The sequence below is a fragment of the Streptomyces gelaticus genome (assembly GCF_014649535.1).
Lineage (GTDB): Bacteria > Actinomycetota > Actinomycetes > Streptomycetales > Streptomycetaceae > Streptomyces > Streptomyces gelaticus.
On the sequence record NZ_BMTF01000002.1, the window covers coordinates 184,248 to 204,095 of the forward strand.

Here is a 19,848-nt window from a genome sequence, read left to right on the forward strand (position 1 = left end):
CGCCCGCGTCGTCCGCCTCGTCCGGGGTGAGCAACTCCGCGATGTCCAGGACGTGATGGCCCCGCATGGTCGGCAGACAGCTGCCCCGGACCGGACCGATCGCGTCCCCCCACTGCGGCGGGATCGCGGACTCCCCGTTCAGGGCACCGGCCAGGGCCCCCGCCACCGCGGCCGTGGTGTCCGCGTCACGGCCCATGTTGACCGCCGTCAGCACCGCCGTACGGAAGTCGCCGCGTGCCGCCGCGAATGCCCCGAAGGCCAGCCCCACCGCCTCGGGCGCCAGGTCCGTCCACGGGTAGCCGCCGACCACGACCGCGGAGCGCACCGCGCGTTCCATGGTGAGCCGGTCGGGGTGGGCGCGCTGCGCCGCGGCCACCGCGCGCCGCAGCGAACGCGCCGTCCAGGAGTCCATGGGGACGACCGACAGCGCGGCGGCGATCACCGACGCGACCCCGGCACCCGTCATCGCGGCGGCCACCCCGGCCGCCACCGCCCGGCCGCCGTAGATGCCCTCCCCGTCATGGCTGACCCGCCCGTCCACCGCGACCAGTCGGGCCGCCTCGTCCGGCCGGCCCGCCGCGAAGACCCCGAACGGTGCCGCTCTCATCGCCAGGCCGTCGCTCCAGGCGTGCCGGTGCTGGGCGGAGATCGGGGCGGCGAGCCCCCGGCGCAGATTCTCCAGCGTTCCCCGCTCGCTGAACCCGGCACCGCGGAACTGCCCCTCGTCGAGGTCGGCGATCCACAGATGCCAGGCCCGCTCCACATGGGTGACGGTCAGCGCCGACCCGTGCCGGGCGAGCAGCAGCCCGGAGAAGATCGCGTACTCCGTGTCGTCCGTGCCCGCGGGGTCGTCGTTCACGAAGCCCTCGATCCGGCCCCAGCGGCGGCGGATCTCGGACGGCCGCAGATTCTCCGCCGGTGCGCCCAGCGCGTCCCCGACGGCGAGACCGAGCAGGCAGCCGCGGGCCCGGTCGGCGAGGTCCGTCCGGGGCACCTCGGGCCGGCCCGTGCCGCCCGTCCGCGGCTCCACCGGATCCCCTGTGATCAACTCCATCGCGTCGACCCTTCGCTCGCACCGAGCCAGTTCTCGTACCCCCCGATCGATCTGTGCCACGCGGAGCCCCTCCGGAGGCCGTCCATCGCCACAAAAGGGCCAGTCGGATGAAGGGCCGGAAGTGGCAAGGCAGGCCGTACTTACTTGCTCACGGAGGGTGGTAAGTACGGCCTGCCTTGCTGGCGGGAGGCGTTTTTCGTGCGTACTTTCGATGCTGTCGAGCGGGGGCGGAGCGAGTGGCTTCCCCGCCGGAGAAGGGGAGAGCTGTGTCCATCATCGAGACCGACGCCGTACTGCACGAGGCGCACCGCGACAACCACACCCACCGTGATGTGAACGGCGGCTGGCTTCGTCCGGCGGTCTTCGGTGCCATGGACGGGCTGGTCTCCAACCTCGCGCTGATGACCGGCGTCGCGGGCGGCTCGGTCTCCCAGCAGACGATCGTGATCACCGGTCTGGCCGGCCTGGCCGCCGGGGCGTTCTCCATGGCAGCCGGCGAATACACCTCCGTGGCCTCGCAGCGTGAGCTCGTCGAGGCCGAACTCGATGTCGAGCGGCGGGAGTTGCGCAAGCACCCCAAGGACGAGGAGCGGGAGCTCGCCGAGCTCTACGAGTCCCGCGGAGTGGAGCCCCGGCTCGCCCGCGAGGTCGCGCGGCAGCTGTCCCGCGACCCGGAGCAGGCCCTGGAGATACACGCCCGCGAGGAGCTGGGCATCGACCCGGGCGATCTGCCCTCGCCGCTCGTCGCCGCGGTCTCGTCGTTCGGGGCCTTCGCGCTGGGTGCCCTGCTGCCCGTGCTGCCGTATCTGCTCGGGGCGAGCGCGCTGTGGCCGGCCGTGCTGCTCGCGCTGGTCGGGCTCTTCGCCTGCGGGGCGGTGGTGGCCCGGGTGACGGCCCGCAGCTGGCTGTACAGCGGGCTGCGTCAGCTGGTGCTGGGCGGGGCCGCGGCGGCCATCACCTATGGGCTGGGCACGCTGTTCGGTGTGGCCGTCGGCAGCTGACACCTCTAAGACCGACCGGCAATTGGGGGGCGGCGTCGCGGGGCTGGGCACGCGACGCCGCCCCCCAATTGCCGGTCGGTCCAAGGTCCGGGCAGTCATTCCCGCAGGTGGGGTGGCTGCCCGTAACGTATCCGCCACCCGTGTGACGTACGTCCTGGTGAATACCACTGGGCGGGACGGCTCCTGCGGGCGTAAAATGAGTCGCTATGCAGCGCTACACATAAGTAGCCATTTCCGGGCGGTTTCATTTTCTCCACCGCCGGGCAAGCCGTAGACACTGTGGGCAACGACGCCTGCTCTCTGCGGTCCCCTCCGGGCGCCGATCCTCCGACTGCGACCCACCCCCATCACCTCGGGCGGTGTCCGTATGTTGGAACGAACTATCCGCTTCTTGAGAAGCGCCCCATCATGTAAATCTGCACCAACTTTCGCAGAGGGCCAACGTCGTCCCTCGGCACTGCATATGCCACGACGACGACGGGAGAGCCCATGCGTTCCGACGCCTGGTCGCCCATGGACGGTCGCCCCGCCCAGCAGGGGATGTACGACCCCCGTAACGAGCACGACGCCTGTGGTGTCGGGTTCGTGGCCACTCTGACCGGTGTGGCCAGCCATGAGCTGGTCGAGCAGGCGCTGACCGTACTGCGCAATCTCGAACACCGCGGCGCCACCGGATCCGAGCCCGACTCCGGCGACGGCGCCGGCATCCTCCTCCAGGTGCCGGACGCCTTCCTGCGCGAAGAGGCCGCCTTCGACCTTCCCGAGGCCGGCGGCTACGCCGTCGGAATCGCCTTCCTGCCCGCCGACGACTCCACCGAGGCCGTCCGCAAGCTGGAGAAGATCGCCAGCGAGGAGGGCCTGAAGGTCCTCGGCTGGCGGCAGGTCCCCGTCACCCCCGACTTCCTCGGCAACGGCGCCCGCGCCACCATGCCCGAGTTCCGGCAGCTCTTCGTGGCGGACGGCGAGAGCACCGGCATCGCTCTCGACCGCAAGGCCTTCGTGCTGCGCAAGCGCGCCGAGCGGGAGGCCGGGGTGTACTTCCCCTCGCTCTCCGCCCGCACGATCGTCTACAAGGGCATGCTCACCACCGGGCAGCTGGAGCCGTTCTTCCCGGACCTCTCCGACCGCCGCTTCGCCACCGCGGTCGCCCTGGTCCACTCGCGCTTCTCCACCAACACCTTCCCCAGCTGGCCGCTCGCCCACCCGTACCGCTTCGTCGCGCACAACGGCGAGATCAACACGGTCAAGGGCAACCGCAACTGGATGAAGGCCCGCGAGTCCCAGCTCGCCTCCGGCCTGTTCGGTTCCGCCGGCAGGGGAAACAACGGCGAGGCACAGCTCGACCGGATCTTCCCCGTCTGCACCCCCGACGCCTCCGACTCCGCCTCCTTCGACGAGGTCCTGGAGCTGCTCCACCTCGGTGGCCGCTCGCTGCCGCACTCGGTGCTGATGATGGTTCCCGAGGCATGGGAGAACCATGAGTCGATGGACCCGGCCCGGCGCGCCTTCTACCAGTACCACTCCACGATGATGGAGCCCTGGGACGGCCCGGCCTGCGTCACCTTCACCGACGGCACCCAGGTCGGCGCGGTCCTGGACCGCAACGGTCTGCGTCCCGGCCGCTACTGGGTCACCGACGACGGCCTCGTCGTGCTCTCCTCCGAGGTCGGCGTCCTGGACATCGACCCCGCGAAGGTCGTCCGCAAGGGCCGCCTCCAGCCCGGGAAGATGTTCCTCGTCGACACGGCCGAGGGCCGCATCATCGAGGACGACGAGATCAAGGCCGCCCTCGCCGCCGAGCAGCCGTACGAGGAGTGGCTGGCGACCGGCGAGATCGAGCTGGAGGACCTCCCCGAGCGGGAACACATCGTGCACACGCACGCCTCCGTCACCCGCCGCCAGCAGACCTTCGGCTACACCGAGGAAGAGCTCCGCGTCATCCTCGCGCCGATGGCCCGCACCGCCGGCGAGCCGCTCGGCTCCATGGGCACGGACTCGCCCATCGCCGCGCTCTCCGAGCGCCCCCGGCTGCTCTTCGACTACTTCACCCAGCTGTTCGCGCAGGTCACCAACCCGCCGCTGGACGCCATCCGCGAGGAGCTCGTCACCTCGCTGCGCTCCACGCTCGGCCCGCAGGGCAACCTGCTGGAGCCGACCGCCGCGTCGTGCCGCAGCGTCACGTTGCCCTTCCCGGTGATCGACAACGACGAGCTCGCCAAGCTGATACACATCAACGCCGACGGCGACATGCCGGGCATGAAGGCCGCCACGCTCTCCGGCCTGTACCGGGTCGGCGGCGGCGGCGAGGCCCTCGCCGCGCGGATCGAGCAGATCTGCGCCGAGGTCGACGCCGCCATAGAGGACGGTGCCCGTCTGGTCGTCCTCTCCGACCGGCACTCCGACGCCGAGCACGCCCCGATCCCGTCGCTGCTGCTCACCTCGTCCGTCCACCACCACCTCATCCGCACCAAGCAGCGCACCCAGGTGGGGCTGCTGGTCGAGGCCGGGGACGTCCGCGAGGTCCACCACGTCGCGCTGCTCATCGGCTACGGCGCCGCCGCGGTCAACCCGTACCTCGCGATGGAATCCGTCGAGGACCTGGTCCGCGCCGGTACGTTCATCGAGGGCATCGAGCCCGAGAAGGCCATCCGGAACCTGATCCACGCGCTCGGCAAGGGCGTCCTGAAGGTCATGTCGAAGATGGGCATCTCGACGGTCGCCTCCTACCGGGGCGCCCAGGTCTTCGAGGCCGTCGGCCTGAACGAGGAATTCGTCGCGAAGTACTTCAACGGCACCGCCACCAAGATCGGCGGCGCCGGCCTCGACGTCATCGCCGAGGAGGTCGCGGCCCGGCACGCCAAGGGCTACCCCGCCTCCGGCATCTCCGCCTCGCACCGCGCGCTGGAGATCGGCGGCGAGTACCAGTGGCGCCGCGAGGGCGAGCCGCACCTGTTCGACCCGGAGACGGTCTTCCGTCTCCAGCACGCCACGCGCAACAAGCGCTACGACATCTTCAAGAAGTACACCGACCGGGTGAACGAGCAGTCCGAGCGGCTGATGACGCTCCGTGGCCTGTTCGGCTTCACGCCGGACCGTGAGCCGATCCCCGTCGACGAGGTCGAGCCCGTCTGCGACATCGTCAAGCGCTTCTCCACCGGAGCCATGTCGTACGGCTCGATCTCCCGCGAGGCGCACGAGACCCTCGCCATCGCCATGAACCGGCTGGGCGGCAAGTCCAACACCGGTGAGGGCGGCGAGGACGCCGACCGGCTCCACGACCCGGCACGCCGCTCGTCCATCAAGCAGGTCGCCTCCGGCCGCTTCGGTGTGACCAGCGAGTACCTGGTCAACGCGGACGACATCCAGATCAAGATGGCCCAGGGCGCCAAGCCCGGCGAGGGCGGCCAGCTGCCCGGCCACAAGGTCTACCCGTGGGTCGCGAAGACCCGGCACTCCACCCCGGGTGTCGGTCTGATCTCGCCGCCGCCGCACCACGACATCTACTCCATCGAGGATTTGGCCCAGCTGATCCACGACCTCAAGAACGCCAACCCGGCGGCCCGCATCCATGTGAAGCTGGTCTCCGAGGTCGGGGTCGGCACGGTCGCCGCCGGTGTCTCCAAGGCGCACGCGGACGTCGTCCTGATCTCCGGCCACGACGGCGGCACCGGCGCCTCTCCGCTGACGAGCCTGAAGCACGCGGGCGGCCCCTGGGAGCTCGGCCTTGCCGAGACTCAGCAGACGCTGCTGCTCAACGGCCTGCGCGACCGCATCGTCGTGCAGACCGACGGCCAGCTGAAGACCGGCCGCGACGTGGTCGTCGCCGCGCTGCTGGGCGCCGAGGAGTTCGGTTTCGCGACCGCGCCGCTCGTCGTCTCCGGCTGCGTCATGATGCGCGTCTGCCACCTGGACACCTGCCCGGTCGGCATCGCCACCCAGAACCCGGTCCTGCGGGACCGCTTCTCCGGCAAGGCCGAGTACGTCGTCAACTTCTTCGAGTTCATCGCCCAGGAGGTCCGCGAGATCCTCGCCGAGCTGGGCTTCCGTACGATCGAAGAGGCCGTCGGCCACGCCGAGCTCCTCGACACCGACCGCGCGATCACGCACTGGAAGGCACAGGGCCTCGACCTGGCGCCGCTGTTCCACGTCCCCGAGCTGCCCGAGGGCGCGGTCCGCCACCAGCGGATCGAGCAGGACCACGGCCTGGCCAAGGCCCTCGACAACGAGCTGATCAGGCTCGCCGCCGACGCCCTGAACGCGGACAGCGCCGAGACCGCCCAGCCGGTCCGGGGCCAGATCGCGATCCGCAACATCAACCGGACCGTCGGCACCATGCTCGGCCACGCGGTGACGAAGAAGTTCGGCGGCGCCGGTCTGCCGCAGGACACCATCGACATCACCTTCACCGGTTCCGCCGGCCAGTCCTTCGGCGCGTTCGTACCGAGCGGTGTGACGCTGCGCCTGGAGGGCGACGCCAACGACTACGTCGGCAAGGGCCTCTCCGGCGGCCGGGTCGTCGTCCGCCCGGACCGCGGCGCCGACCACCTCGCCGAGTACTCCACCATCGCGGGCAACACCATCGCCTACGGTGCCACCGGCGGCGAGCTGTTCCTGCGCGGCCGCACCGGTGAGCGGTTCTGCGTCCGCAACTCCGGCGCGACGGTCGTCTCGGAGGGCGTGGGCGACCACGGCTGCGAGTACATGACCGGCGGTCACGCCGTCGTGCTCGGCGAGACCGGACGCAACTTCGCGGCCGGCATGTCGGGCGGTGTCGCGTACGTCGTCGACCTGAACCGCGACAACGTCAACGCCGGGAACCTCGGCGCGATCGAGGAGCTCTCCGACTCCGACAAGCAGTGGCTGCACGACGTGGTGCGCCGCCACCGGGAGGAGACCGGTTCCACGGTCGCCGAGAAGCTGCTCGCCGAGTGGGACACCGCGGTGGCCCGCTTCAGCAAGATCATCCCGTCCACGTACAAGGCAGTGCTCGCCGCCAAGGACGCCGCTGAGCTCGCCGGTCTCTCCGAGCAGGAGACCACCGAGAAGATGATGGAGGCGGCGACCAATGGCTGACCCCAAGGGCTTTTTGACCACTGGACGCGAGGTCGCCCGGACCCGCCCCGTGGGCGAGCGCGTCAAGGACTGGAACGAGGTCTACGTTCCGGGCTCGCTGCTCCCGATCATCGGCAAGCAGGCCGGCCGCTGCATGGACTGCGGCATCCCGTTCTGCCACAACGGCTGCCCGCTCGGAAACCTCATCCCCGAGTGGAACGACTACGCCTACCGCGAGGACTGGTCGGCCGCGTCCGAGCGGCTGCACGCCACGAACAACTTCCCGGAGTTCACCGGGCGGCTCTGCCCGGCCCCCTGCGAGTCGGCGTGCGTGCTCGGCATCAACCAGCCGGCCGTCACCATCAAGAACGTCGAGGTCTCCATCATCGACAAGGCGTGGGGCAACGGTGACGTCACCCCGCAGCCGCCCGAGCGGCTCTCCGGCAAGACCGTCGCCGTGATCGGCTCGGGCCCGGCCGGTCTCGCCGCGGCCCAGCAGCTGACCCGGGCCGGCCACACGGTCGCCGTCTACGAGCGCGCGGACCGCATCGGGGGCCTCCTGCGGTACGGCATCCCCGAGTTCAAGATGGAGAAGTCGCACATCAACCGCCGCATCGAGCAGATGCGCGCGGAGGGCACCAAGTTCCGCACCGAGACGGAGATCGGCAAGGACATCGACGCCGCCAAGCTCCGCCGCCGGTACGACGCGGTCGTCGTCGCCGCGGGTGCCACCGTCTCGCGCGATCTGCCCGTCCCGGGCCGTGAGCTGAACGGCGTGCACTTCGCCATGGAGTACCTGCCGCTGGCCAACAAGGTGCAGGAGGGCGACCTCACGGTCTCCCCGATCACCGCCGAGGGCAAGCACGTCGTCGTGATCGGCGGCGGCGACACCGGAGCGGACTGCGTCGGCACCGCCCACCGCCAGGGCGCGCTCTCCGTCACCCAGCTGGAGATCATGCCCAGGCCCGGCGAGGACCGGAACGCCAACCAGCCCTGGCCGACCTTCCCGATGCTCTACAAGGTCACCTCCGCGCACGAGGAGGGCGGCGAGCGCGTCTACTCCGTCTCCACCACCCACTTCGAGGGCGACGAGAACGGCGACGTCCAGGCACTGCACCTGGTCGAGGTGGAGTTCAAGGACGGCAAGCCGGAGCAGAAGCCCGGCACCGAGCGGAGCATCCCCGCACAGCTGGTCACCCTCGCCATGGGCTTCACCGGCACCGACCAGGCCAACGGTCTGGTCCAGCAGTTCGGCCTGGCGCTCGACGAGCGCGGCAACGTCGCGCGCGACGCGGACTTCGCCACCAACGTCGACGGGGTCTTCGTCGCCGGTGACGCCGGCCGCGGGCAGTCCCTCATCGTGTGGGCCATCGCCGAGGGCCGCTCCGCGGCCCGCGGGGTGGACCGCTACCTGACCGGAGCCAGCGCCCTGCCGGCCCCGATCCGCCCGACGGACCGCGCACTGACGGTCTGATCGCGGCACACACAGACGTCCCGCACAACGGCGTGCGGAACCGAACGCGGCGCCTGCCCGTCCCCGACCGGACGATTCGGCAGGCGCCGCGGCGCGTCAGCAGGCGGCCCGGCTCAGCCGGTCAGCGCGGAGGTCTTGAGCACCACCAGCAGCACCAGCACGGCGAACAGCACCACACCCGCGGCGGCCTGGACCACCGTACGGCGCTTCGCCGGAGCATGGGCGTACGCGAGCGTGACGATGCCGCCCGTCAGCAGACCGCCCAAGTGGCCCTGCCACGAGGCGAATCCGGCCGAGATCACCATCCAGATCAGGAAACCGGCCATGAACCGGTTGACCGCCCGCATGTCGCGGCCCAGCCGCCGGTTGATGACGTAGAACGCCGCCCCGAGCCCGAAGATCGCACCCGAGGCGCCCACCGTGCCGTCCGACGGCGCGATCAGGTACACCAGCACCGAACCGCCCAGCGCGGACAGCAGATACAGCGCGAGATAACGGGCCCGGCCCAGCTGCTCCTCCACGACCCGGCCCAGGTTCCACAGCGCGTACATGTTGAACACGATGTGCAGCACCCCGAACGGCAGCGGACCGAAGGACGACCCGCTCGGCGGAAGATGCAGAAAGGCCCCGGTCAGCAGCCGGTACCACTCGCCGCCCACCACCCCGACCACCTCGAAACCGGGGAAGTCCCCGGCCTGGTAGACGTACTGGCCGCCGTCCGGGCCGGTCAGCCCCGCACCGAGCATCGCGAACCGGTCGATGATCCCCGGGCGGATCAACTCGCCCAGGTACGCCGCGACGTTGAGGCCCATCAGCACATACGTGACGAGCGGTACCGCGGACCGTGCGACCGAGCCGCCGAACACCGTGCGCGCCTGGCGGATGGAACGCTGCCCCTCCTTCACGCACTCCACGCAGTGGTGGCCGACCGCTGCCTCACGCATGCAGTCGGGGCAGATGAAGCGTTCGCAGCGGGTGCAGCTGACATACGTCTCGTACGAGGGATGGCGATAGCAGGTGGTGACCGCTGCCTCCACGGCAGGCTCCTTCACGGGTGAGCGGACACGAGCGGCCGGTGGGGACGGCGGCAGATGCAAGATAGCGAACGCCGCCCGCCGGGGGCATACCTGGGTGGCTTACGCTCGGGGTTCCGGCACACGTCCGAAGCATCGAGGATCGGAGAATCCGCATGGCCGGCCCGTCCGCCGCCGCAGCAGGTCCGGCCATCAGCCTCCGCAAGATGGAGCAGAGCGCCCCCGCGCTGGTCAGCCTCTACAAGAGCGCCGAAGTCTCGCTGACCAAGCACCGCATGGGCGGCGAGCGTGCCGCGGTCTATCTGGTGCTCGACTACTCCGGCTCCATGCGGGAGTACTACAAGGACGGCAGCGTCCAGGCCCTCGCGGACCGGGTGCTGGGGCTCTCCGCCCATCTGGACGACGACGGCCGCGTCCCCCTCGTCCTGTTCTCCACGGAGGTCGACGCCGTCACCGACATCGCCCTGGACAACCACCGCGGCCGGGTCGACGCCGTCGTGGCGGGCCTCGGGCACATGGGGAAGACCAGCTACCACCTGGCCATGGACGCCGTCATCGACCACTACCTCGACAGCGGCTCCACCGCGCCCGCGCTCGTCATCTTCCAGACGGACGGCGGCCCGATCAGCAAGCACGCCGCGGAACGCTATCTCTGCAAGGCGGCCGAACTGCCCCTGTTCTGGCAGTTCATCGGCTTCGGCAACAAACGGAGCAACCAGTTCGACTTCCTGCGCAGGCTCGACGAGCTGCCCGTCCCCGCCAAGCGCGCCGTCGACAACGCCGGCTTCTTCCACGCCGGACCCGATCCGCGGCAGGTCCCGGACGCCGAGCTGTACGACCGGCTCGTCGCCGAATTCCCGCAGTGGCTGGCCGCGGCCAGGGCCCAGGGGATCGTCAAGTGACGGCGCGGGTGCTGCGGGCTGCCGACCGTCCTGCCACGCCCTGGAAGAACGGCGGGGGAGTCACCCGGGAGATCGCGGCCCACCCCGAGGGTGCGCCGCTGGACGCCTTCGACTGGCGGGTCAGCCTCGCCGAGGTGACCGAGGACGGGCCGTTCTCCGCGTTCCCCGGCGTCGACCGGACCCTGACCGTGGTCGAGGGCGCCGGGATGGACCTCATGGTGGGCGGCGAGCACCACATCGTCGACGAGCCGTACTGGCCACACGACTTCCCCGGCGACCTGGAGACGGAGGGCCGGCTGCTCGGCGGCCCGGTCGTGAACCTCAACGTCATGTGCCGCCGGGCACGGACGGTCGCGGCGGTCGCGGTGGTGCGCGGCACGGTCCGGCTCGCGGCGCCCCCGGGCGGGGCGGCCCTGGCCGTCGCGCTGGAGGACGGTGCGGTGCTCGACGGCACGGACGTCGAACTCGGCCGCTACGACGCGCTGTTGACGCGGGAGGAGACGCCGGGCGTGCTGCGGACGCATGGCTGGGCCCTGCTGATCACCTTGTCGGCCGGATGACGACGGGCACCCGGCGGCCCTGCCGCCGCTCGGTGCGGCCGAGAAAAGCAGACAGAGGACGTCGGGATTCCCGGCTTCCATTGACGCATGACATCGAGTTCCTGGGAAGACTTCCGCTCGGCCGAGCCGGCCTTCGCCGACACCGTCCAAACACGCTTCGAGCAGTACAGGCACCACGTCCTGGCGACCCTGCGCAAGGACGGATCGCCGCGCGTGACCGGGCTGGAAGTGGATTTCCGGCTGGGTGAGCCGTTCCTCGGCATGATGCCGTCGCGCAAGGCGCAGGACCTGCTGCGCGATCCACGGTTCGCGGTGCACGCCAACCCCGGACCGGATGCCGAGATGGCCGACGGGGACGTCCGGATCTCCGGCCGCGCGGTGGAAGTGACCGAGCCCGCCCTGCTGGCCCGCTACCTGGAGGTGGTGAAGCCGCCGGAACCCTTCCATCTCTTCCGGCTGGAGCCGACCGAGGTGGCACGCACCGGAATCGAAGGCGGCTCCCTGGCCGTCCAGGTATGGCGCCCCGGCCGCCCGCTGCGCACCTTCGCCAGGGGAAGCGACGACGGATCACCGGGCGAGGTCTCCTGAACCGGCCGGCCCCTCGGCCAGCACCCGCGCCCGGCACGCCCCCGGCGTCCCCCACGCGTCGCGCAGGGGGCGTGCCTTGCGCAGCCACAGCGAGAGGTCCAGCTCCTGCGTGTAGCCCACGGCCCCGTGCAGTTGCAGCGCGGTCCGTGCCGCCGCGTACCCCGCCTCGCCCGCCGTGACCTTGGCCGCAGCCACTTGCGCACCGGCGTCCGGCGCGTCCCCGGCGAGCGCGAGCGCCGCCCCGTACAGCAGCGGACGGGCGAACTCCAGCCCGATCAGGGTGTCCGCCAGCCGGTGCTTCACTGCCTGGAAGGAGCCGATGGCGGTACCGAACTGGGTGCGCTGCTTCACATACTCGACCGTGGTCCGCAGCAGTGTCTCGCCCGTGCCGAGCGCCTGCGCGGCCGTCGCGAACGCCGCCCACCCGGCCGCCCGCTCCGCCGCCCCGGCCACCCGGGCCCCCGAGGCGAGCAGTTCCCCGCCCGGCCGGGGGCGCCACAGCCGCCGCGCCGGGTCGGACGACACGCTGAGCATCCCCGGGCCCGGCGCCAGCCGCAACTCGTCACCGGTCACTGTGAACACGGCGTCCACCGCGTCCGCGTCCAGCGCGTACGGCCCGTGTCCCTCCAGCAGGAGCGTCGCCGTTGCGGCGCCGGACGCCAGCCGAGGCAGCCACTCCTTGGCCGCCGGGCCGCCCACGTCCGCCAGCAGCACCGCGGCCGCGACCGTCTCCACCACCGGCCCCGGCACCGCATGACGCCCCAACTCGGTGAAGGCGACCGCGAGTTCGACCGGCAGCGGCCCGACACCCTCGTACGCCTGGGGCACCGCGAGGGCGAAGACCCCCGCTCCCGCCAGCCGCGCCCACAGGTCCCTGCCCGGTCCGCGGTCCCCGGCGGCCCAGGCCCGGACCACCGCAGGGGTGTCCGCGGCGGTCAGCATCGCGTCCAGCGAGCGGGCGAACTCCCGCTGTTCGTCGTCGAGGAGGAAACGCATCAGCGCCGTCCCTTCGGCAGGCCGAGCAGCCGCTCGGCGATGATGTCGCGCTGGATCTCGTTGGTGCCGGCGTAGATGGGGCCCGCGAGCGAGAAGACGTAGCCCTCGGCCCACTCGGATCCGGCGAGTTCCGCCTCCGGGCCCAGCAGGTCGAGCGCCGTCTCGTGCAGTGCGATGTCGTACTCGGACCAGAACACCTTGTTCAGGCTGGACTCCGCACCGATGGACGCCCCGGCGGCGAAACGGGAGGCGTTGGCGCCGGTGAAGAGCTGGTACGCGCGCGCTCCGATCACCGCGTCCGCGACCCGGTCCCGCATCGCCGTGTCCGACGGGTCGCCGTGGGTGCGCCAGAGCGCGGCCAGCCGGTCGGCGGCGGCCAGGAAGCGGCCGGGGGAACGGAGCGTCAGCCCGCGCTCGTTGCCCGTTGTCGACATGGCGATACGCCAGCCCTGCCCGGGCTCCCCGACGACGTCCTCGTCCGGTACGAAGACCTCGTCCAGGAACAGCTCGGCGAAGGCGGGCTTGCCGTCGAGCCGGCCGATGGGCCGGACCGAGACCCCCGGTGCCGACAGATCGAACATCAGATACGTCAGCCCGTGGTGCGGCCTGGCCGCCCCGGGGTCGGTGCGGAAGATGCCGAACGCCCGGTCCGCGAACGCGGCCCGGGAGGACCAGGTCTTCTGCCCCGAGAGCAACCAGCCGCCGTCCGTGCGCACCGCCCGTGAACGCAGCGAGGCCAGGTCCGAACCCGCTTCCGGCTCGGACCAGGCCTGCGCCCAGATCACCTCGCCGCTCGCCATCGACGGCAGGATCCGGGCCCGCTGTTCGTCCGTGGCGTGGTCGAAGAGGGTGGGGGCGAGGAGGCTGATGCCGTTCTGCGAGACCCGGCCGGGGCCGCCCGCCGCGTAGTACTCCTCCTCGAAGGCCAGCCACCGGAAGATGTCGGCGCCCCGGCCGCCGTACTCGGCCGGCCAGGAGACCACCGACCAGCGATCCGCGTACAGCCGGGCCTCCCACTCCCGGTGCGCGGCGAAGCCCTCGACGGTCTCCAGCGACGGCAGCGGCTCGGCGGGGACGTTGGCCCGCAGCCACCGGCGCGCCTCGTCCCGGAACGCCGCCTCCTGCGCCGTGCACGACAGATCCATCAGCCGTCCGCCTTCTTCTTCATCGAGGCGATGTCCATGCCGCCGAGCGGGTCCGCCGCGGTCTCCGCGTTGTGCGCATGGGCGAGGTGGTGCAGTCCGAACACGGAGTCCATCCCGGTGTGCATTCCCTGGAGGTCCTCGGCCTGATTGACCGCGCGCTTGGCCAGGGCCAGCCCGAGGCGCGGCATCGCGGCGATCCGGAGTGCCAGCTCATCGGTGGAATCGGCGAGTTCGGCCCGCTCCACCACTTTGTTCACCATGCCGACCTCGTACGCCCGGCGGGCGCTCATCCGGTCGCCGGTGTACAGGAACTCCTTCGCGATCCGGGGCGGCATCACCCACGGGTGCGCGAAGTACTCGACGCCGGGGATGCCCATCCGCACCACCGGATCGGCGAAGAAGGCGTCCTCGCTCGCCACGATCAGGTCGCAGATCCAGGCCAGCATCAGCCCGCCGGCCACACAGGCGCCCTGGACGGAGGCGACGACCGGCTTGGGCAGCTCGCGCCACCGCCTGCACATGCCCAGATAGACCTCCGACTCGCGGGCGAAGCGGCTCTCCGCGCCGGTCTTGTCGGAGTGGTCCCACCACAGGCCCGCCCGGCGCTTGAAGGGCAGATGCGCGTCGCGCTCGGGCGTGCCGATGTCATGGCCCGCCGAGAAGTGCTCCCCGGCGCCCGCCAGCACGGCCACCTTGACCTCGGAGTCCTCGGCGGCCCGGTAGAACGCGTCGTCCAGGGCGTAGGTCATGGCGGAGTTCTGGGCGTTGCGGTAGCGCGGACGGTTCAGCGTGATGTACGTGACCGGGCCGCGGCGCTCGTACAGCACCGGGCCGGCGCCGTGGCCGTCGGCGGAGGCGTCGTGGCCCGGGGTGTCATGGACAGAGGGCATCGGCTCATCCTTCCCTAACAAGTGTTTGGTAGGTTAACGTACGGGCACGAGCACCGTCGAGGATCCGAGGGCCGGGACCCAGGAGGCACAGGCGTGAGCGCACCGCGGTACGTATCCGGACACGGGCTGCTGGCCGGCCGCACCGCCGTCATCACCGCGGCTGCGGGGGCCGGCATCGGCGGCGCCACCGCCCGCCGATTCCTGGAGGAGGGCGCCCGCATCGTCATCGGCGACGCGCACGCCCGCCGGCTGAAGGAGACCGAGCAGGCGTTCGCCGACGAGTTCGGCGCGGACCGTGTCGCCGCACTGCCCTGCGACGTCACCGACGAGACCCAGGTCCGGGACCTGTTCGCGCTCGCCGAACGGGCCCACGACGGCCTCGACATCGTCGTCAACAACGCCGGACTCGGCGGCACCGCCGAACTCACCGAGATGACCGACGAACAGTGGACCAAGGTCCTCGACGTCACCCTGAACGGCACCTTCCGCTGCACCCGGGCCGCCCTGCGCTCGCTGCGGGCGGCGGGCCGCGGCGGCATCGTCGTCAACAACGCCTCCGTCGTCGGCTGGCGCGCCCAGAGCGGCCAGGCCCACTACGCCGCCGCGAAGGCGGGCGTCATGGCGCTCACCCGGTGCGCCGCGATCGAGGCCGCCGAGTACGGCGTACGCGTCAACGCCGTCGCGCCCAGCCTCGCCATGCACCCGCACCTGGTGAAGGTCACCTCCGCCGAACTCCTCGACGAACTGACCGCGAAGGAGGCCTTCGGCCGGTACGCCGAGCCGTGGGAGGTCGCCAATGTCATCGTCTTCCTCGCCAGCGACTACTCCTCGTACCTGACCGGCGAGGTCGTCTCCGTCAGCAGTCAGCGTGCCTGACCGTGCCACGGACGGGCGGAGAATGGTCGGGTGCCTACCAAGAAGAAGCCCCAGGTGACCCCCTCGCCCGAGCGGCGCCGCGAACTGCTCGCCACCGCGGCCGAGGTCTTCGCCGCCCAGGGATACAACGCCACCACCGTCCGCAGGATCGCGGACGCGGCCGGGATGCTCGCGGGCAGCCTCTACTACCACTTCGATTCCAAGGAATCGATGATCGACGAGATCCTCTCGACCTTCCTCACCGAACTCTGGGAGGGATACGACGCGGTGCTCGCTGCCGGACTGGCCCCCCGGCAGACCATCGAGGCACTCGTCACCGAGTCCTTCCGGGAGATCGACCGGCACCGTGCGGCGGTCGCCATCTACCAGAAGGAGTCCAGGCAGCTGGCCGCCCAGCCCCGCTTCCAGTACCTCGTCGACTCCCAGCAGAAGTTCGAGAAGGCCTGGCTCGGCACGCTGGAACGCGGCGTCGCCGACCACAGCTTCCGCGCCGACCTCGACATCCGTCTGACCTACCGCTTCGTCCGCGACACCGTCTGGGTCGCGGCGTCCTGGTACCGGCCGGGCGGACTGCACAGCCCCGAGGAGATCGCCCGCCAGTACCTCTCGATGGTCCTGGACGGCATCGCCCTCGACTCCTGACCCCACCCGCGCTCACCAAGGAGCAGCAGACATGGCCGAGGCATACATCGTCGAAGCGGTACGCACCCCGGTCGGGCGGCGCGGCGGAGGGCTCGGCGCCGTCCACCCCGCCGACCTCGGCGCCCATGTCATCAAGGCCCTCGTGGAGCGGAGCGGGATCGATCCGGCCGCCGTCGAGGACGTGGTCTTCGGCTGCCTCGACGCCGTGGGACCGCAGGCCGGCGACATCGCCCGCACCTGCTGGCTGGCGGCCGGACTGCCCGAGGAGGTCCCCGGCGTGACCGTCGACCGCCAGTGCGGCTCCTCCCAGCAGGCCCTGCACTTCGCCGCCCAGGGCGTCCTCTCCGGCACCCAGGACCTGGTCGTCGCGGGCGGCACCCAGAGCATGACGCAGATCCCCATCGCCTTCGCCTCCCGCCAGGCCGCCGAACCCCTCGGGCTGACGGACGGCCCGTACGCGGGCAGCACGGGCTGGCGCGCCCGGTACGGCGACGCACCGGTCAACCAGTTCCACGGCGCCCAGCTGATCGCCGAGAAGTGGGGCATCAGCCGCCAGGACATGGAGGAGTTCGCGCTCGGCTCCCACCGGCGGGCGATCCGCGCCATCGACGAGGGCCGCTTCGCACGCGAGACCGCCGCCCTCGGCGACGTCACCACCGACGAGGGGCCGCGCCGCGACACCACCCCGGAGAAGATGGCGGCGCTGAAACCGGTCCTGGACGGCGGCACGATCACCGCCGCGTGCTCCTCGCAGATCTCCGACGGCGCCGCCGCCCTGCTCATCGCCTCCGAACGCGCCGTGGCCGAGCACGGCCTCACCCCGCGCGCCCGCGTCCACCACCTCTCGGTGCGCGGCGAGGACCCGATCCGCATGCTGTCGGCACCGATCCCGGCCACCGCGTACGCGCTGAAGAAGACCGGAATGACCATCGACGACATGGACCTGGTCGAGATCAACGAGGCATTCGCCCCCGTCGTACTGGCCTGGCTGAAGGAGACCGGGGCCGACCCCGAACGGGTCAACGTCAATGGCGGCGGAATCGCCCTCGGTCACCCGCTCGGCGCAACCGGAGCGAAATTGATGACGACTCTGCTGCACGAACTGGAGCGCACCGGCGGCCGCTACGGACTCCAGACCATGTGCGAGGGCGGCGGTCAGGCGAATGTGACGATCATCGAACGGCTCTGACCCGGGACCCGCCCCGACCGGCCGTCGAACCGCTCGGACACCGGTCGCGGCAACGAATCCGACGGTGTTCCGGTACGGCCCCCGGCCAGTTGCCGCAGGGGCCGGAACAGGAATCCACCGGTCGGCCCGCGGCGCGTTCCCGCCGCGGGCCGACGGAACGTGCTACGGTTGCCGGGTTGCAGTTTTGGTACCCATGAACATTATGTGCGCCTGACGGGAATGCTTCCTCAGGCGCATTATTGTTTTCCGGCTTTCTCCGGATGGGGCTCAATGCGGCGACTTGGAATTCGTAAAGTGCGGATTTCCGGCACTGCACCTCTTTTAGGAGAATGACATGGCTACTGGAACCGTGAAGTGGTTCAACTCGGAAAAGGGCTTCGGCTTCATCGAGCAGGACGGCGGCGGCGCCGACGTCTTCGCCCACTACTCCAACATCGCCACCTCGGGCTTCCGTGAGCTCCAGGAAGGCCAGAAGGTCACCTTCGACGTCACGCAGGGCCAGAAGGGCCCGCAGGCGGAGAACATCGTCCCGGCCTGATCGCCGGACGCGTACCTCGCAGCCGGGGCCCGCACCGTGAAGGTGCGGGTCCCGGCTTGTGCTGTCCCAGGGCACGGCGGAACAAGTACACCTGCCCACAGCGCTCCACGCAGCCCCACACAGTCCCACGCAGTTCTCAGGAATCCTCAGGACTTCCCGGGACTTCTCAGGAATCCCCAGGAGGGCAATTCCGTATGACCCGCTCCGAACGCCAGGACCGGCCCGCCCACAACCGCCCGTCGAGGGGGCGCGGCACGGCCCCGGCAAAGGCAACCGCCAAGGGTTCCGGCAAGGGATCCGGCAAGGCGTCGCCGCGTCGCAGGGCCACGCCGCCGCAGGGCGAATTCGCCCTGCCGGAAACCATGACCCCCGCACTGCCCGCCGTAGAGGCGTTCGCCGAGCTGGACATGCCCGCAGCCCTGCTGAAGACCCTTGCCGCGCAGGGCGTCACCGATCCGTTCCCGATCCAGGGCGCCACCCTGCCGAACTCGCTCGCGGGCCGGGACATCCTCGGCCGCGGCCGCACCGGCTCCGGCAAGACCCTCGCCTTCGGCCTCGCCCTGCTGGCCCGCACCGCCGGGCGGCGCGCCGAGCCGAAGGCGCCGCTGGCGCTCGTCCTCGTCCCGACCCGCGAGCTCGCCCAGCAGGTCACCGACGCGCTGACCCCGTACGCGACATCCGTGAACCTGCGCCTGGCCACCGTGGTCGGCGGCATGTCGATCACCAGGCAGTCCGGCACGCTGCGCCGCGGCGCCGAGGTGCTCGTCGCCACCCCCGGCCGGCTGAAGGACCTCATCGAGCGCGGCGACTGCCGCCTCGACCAGGTCGCCGTCACCGTCCTCGACGAGGCCGACCAGATGGCCGACATGGGCTTCATGCCGCAGGTCGTCGCCCTGCTCAAGCAGGTCGAGCCGGACGGCCAGCGGATGCTCTTCTCCGCGACGCTCGACAAGAACATCGACCGGCTGGTCAAGATGTTCCTGACCGACCCCGTCGTGCACTCGGTCGACCCGTCCGCCGGCGCGGTCACCACGATGGAGCACCATGTGCTGCACGTGGCCGACGAGACCGACAAGAAGGCCGTCGCCACCAGGATCGCAGCCCGGGACGGCCGGGTGATCATGTTCGTGGACACCAAGCGTGCCGCCGACCGGTTCGCCAAGCGGCTGCTCGCCAGCGGTGTACGGGCCGCCGCCCTGCACGGCGGACGCTCGCAGCCGCAGCGCAACCGGACCCTGGACCAGTTCAAGAACGGCCAGGTCACCGCGCTCGTGGCGACGAACGTGGCGGCCCGCGGCATCCACGTCGACGACCTCGACCTGGTCGTGAACGTGGACCCGCCGACCGACCACAAGGACTACCTCCACCGCGGCGGGCGCACCGCGCGCGCCGGGGAGTCCGGCAGCGTCGTCACCCTGGTGCTCCCCGAGGAGAAGCGGGACATGACCCGGCTGATGTCGGACGCGGGCATCGCCCCGACGACCACCCGGATCAAGTCCGGCGACGAGGAGCTCGTCCGGATCACCGGCGCCCGTGAGCCGTCCGGTGTCGCGGTCGTCATCGAGGTCCCGCAGCCGACCCCGCCCAAGCAGCGCACCCGCTCGGGCGGGGCCGTCGCGGGCGGCACCGGCCACCGCTCGGGCAGCCGCGGCCGGGGCCGGCGAGGTGGCGCCGGACAGGGCGGCGAGGCCCGCGGCTCGGGTGGTGCTGCGCGGGGCGCGGGCGCGGGTGGTGCCTCCCGTGGTGCCGGTGCGGCAGGCGGTCGTGGCAGCGGTGAGCCGCGCGGCGCGGGTGCCGGGCGCACCGGGGCCGGACGCGGCGGCGCGGCGGCGGGGCGTGGCCGCAGGGCCGCGTAGCCGTACGAACCGTCCGGTGGACTGTGAGGGGGCGCCCGGAGGGATCCGGGC

The 19,848-nt window shown here is 71.3% G+C and carries 15 protein-coding genes and 1 pseudogene; 11 read left to right on the forward strand and 5 right to left on the reverse strand.

Annotation, left to right across the window (positions count from 1 at the left end):
- Positions 1-3: 3 nt before the first annotated feature.
- Positions 4-1,054: pseudogene (locus IE107_RS03575) on the reverse strand (ADP-ribosylglycohydrolase family protein); the annotation flags it as partial.
- 266 nt (positions 1,055-1,320) lie between these two features.
- Here IE107_RS03575 and IE107_RS03580 point away from each other — a divergent pair.
- From IE107_RS03580 to IE107_RS03590, 3 genes are all read left to right on the forward strand, one after another.
- The gene (locus tag IE107_RS03580; RefSeq protein WP_189540938.1) at positions 1,321-2,055 is read left to right on the forward strand and encodes a VIT1/CCC1 transporter family protein; all 735 of its coding nucleotides are present in this window, start codon (positions 1,321-1,323) and stop codon (positions 2,053-2,055) included.
- Positions 2,056-2,544: 489 nt separating this feature from the next.
- Positions 2,545-7,128 (forward strand): glutamate synthase large subunit, encoded by a 4,584-nt coding sequence (gene gltB / locus IE107_RS03585; protein WP_189540940.1) that lies wholly within the window; start codon positions 2,545-2,547, stop codon positions 7,126-7,128.
- A complete protein-coding gene (locus tag IE107_RS03590; RefSeq protein ID WP_189540944.1) occupies positions 7,121-8,581 on the forward strand; it encodes a glutamate synthase subunit beta in 1,461 nt (486 codons plus the stop codon). Before gltB ends, IE107_RS03590 begins: the two co-directional genes overlap by 8 nt.
- A gap of 113 nt (positions 8,582-8,694) precedes the next feature.
- Here the strand turns inward: IE107_RS03590 and IE107_RS03595 are convergent, their stop codons facing one another.
- The gene (locus IE107_RS03595; protein WP_189540945.1) at positions 8,695-9,618 is read right to left on the reverse strand and encodes a rhomboid family intramembrane serine protease; all 924 of its coding nucleotides are present in this window, start codon (positions 9,616-9,618) and stop codon (positions 8,695-8,697) included.
- Between the two features lie 152 nt (positions 9,619-9,770).
- Between IE107_RS03595 and IE107_RS03600 the strand changes: the two genes are divergently transcribed.
- From IE107_RS03600 to IE107_RS03610, 3 genes are all read left to right on the forward strand, one after another.
- Positions 9,771-10,517, forward strand: coding sequence for a vWA domain-containing protein (locus IE107_RS03600; protein WP_189540947.1), 747 nt, complete (start codon positions 9,771-9,773; stop codon positions 10,515-10,517).
- Entirely contained in the window at positions 10,514-11,077 is a 564-nt protein-coding gene (locus IE107_RS03605) for a HutD/Ves family protein (RefSeq protein ID WP_189540948.1), read from the forward strand. Before IE107_RS03600 ends, IE107_RS03605 begins: the two co-directional genes overlap by 4 nt.
- A gap of 87 nt (positions 11,078-11,164) precedes the next feature.
- A complete protein-coding gene (locus tag IE107_RS03610) occupies positions 11,165-11,665 on the forward strand; it encodes a pyridoxamine 5'-phosphate oxidase family protein (RefSeq protein ID WP_189540949.1) in 501 nt (166 codons plus the stop codon).
- On the opposite strand, the gene IE107_RS03615 is transcribed toward IE107_RS03610, so the two are convergent.
- From IE107_RS03615 to IE107_RS03625, 3 genes are read right to left on the reverse strand one after another with little or no spacing between them, the layout of a single operon-like run.
- Entirely contained in the window at positions 11,645-12,661 is a 1,017-nt protein-coding gene (locus tag IE107_RS03615; protein ID WP_189540950.1) for an acyl-CoA dehydrogenase family protein, read from the reverse strand. The two genes, IE107_RS03610 and IE107_RS03615, sit on opposite strands and share 21 nt — an antisense overlap.
- Positions 12,661-13,806 carry an acyl-CoA dehydrogenase family protein gene (locus IE107_RS03620; RefSeq protein WP_189540951.1) on the reverse strand — a complete coding sequence of 382 codons (1,146 nt, stop codon included), beginning with the start codon at positions 13,804-13,806 and terminating at the stop codon, positions 12,661-12,663. Before IE107_RS03620 ends, IE107_RS03615 begins: the two co-directional genes overlap by 1 nt.
- The gene (locus tag IE107_RS03625; RefSeq protein ID WP_189540952.1) at positions 13,806-14,696 is read right to left on the reverse strand and encodes an enoyl-CoA hydratase; all 891 of its coding nucleotides are present in this window, start codon (positions 14,694-14,696) and stop codon (positions 13,806-13,808) included. Before IE107_RS03625 ends, IE107_RS03620 begins: the two co-directional genes overlap by 1 nt.
- 93 nt (positions 14,697-14,789) lie before the next feature.
- On the opposite strand from IE107_RS03625, the gene IE107_RS03630 reads away from it, so the two are divergent.
- From IE107_RS03630 to IE107_RS03650, 5 genes are all read left to right on the forward strand, one after another.
- Positions 14,790-15,572, forward strand: a complete 783-nt coding sequence (locus tag IE107_RS03630; RefSeq protein ID WP_189540953.1) for an SDR family oxidoreductase — start codon at positions 14,790-14,792, stop codon at positions 15,570-15,572.
- Positions 15,573-15,602: 30 nt separating this feature from the next.
- A complete protein-coding gene (locus tag IE107_RS03635) occupies positions 15,603-16,214 on the forward strand; it encodes a TetR/AcrR family transcriptional regulator (RefSeq protein WP_189540954.1) in 612 nt (203 codons plus the stop codon).
- 31 nt (positions 16,215-16,245) lie between these two features.
- On the forward strand, positions 16,246-17,403 hold the full coding sequence (locus IE107_RS03640; protein ID WP_189540956.1) for an acetyl-CoA C-acetyltransferase: 1,158 nt from the start codon (positions 16,246-16,248) through the stop codon (positions 17,401-17,403).
- Between the two features lie 334 nt (positions 17,404-17,737).
- Positions 17,738-17,941 carry a cold-shock protein gene (locus IE107_RS03645; protein ID WP_004985680.1) on the forward strand — a complete coding sequence of 68 codons (204 nt, stop codon included), beginning with the start codon at positions 17,738-17,740 and terminating at the stop codon, positions 17,939-17,941.
- A gap of 194 nt (positions 17,942-18,135) precedes the next feature.
- Positions 18,136-19,797 carry a DEAD/DEAH box helicase gene (locus IE107_RS03650; RefSeq protein ID WP_189540958.1) on the forward strand — a complete coding sequence of 554 codons (1,662 nt, stop codon included), beginning with the start codon at positions 18,136-18,138 and terminating at the stop codon, positions 19,795-19,797.
- Positions 19,798-19,848: the final 51 nt, after the last annotated feature.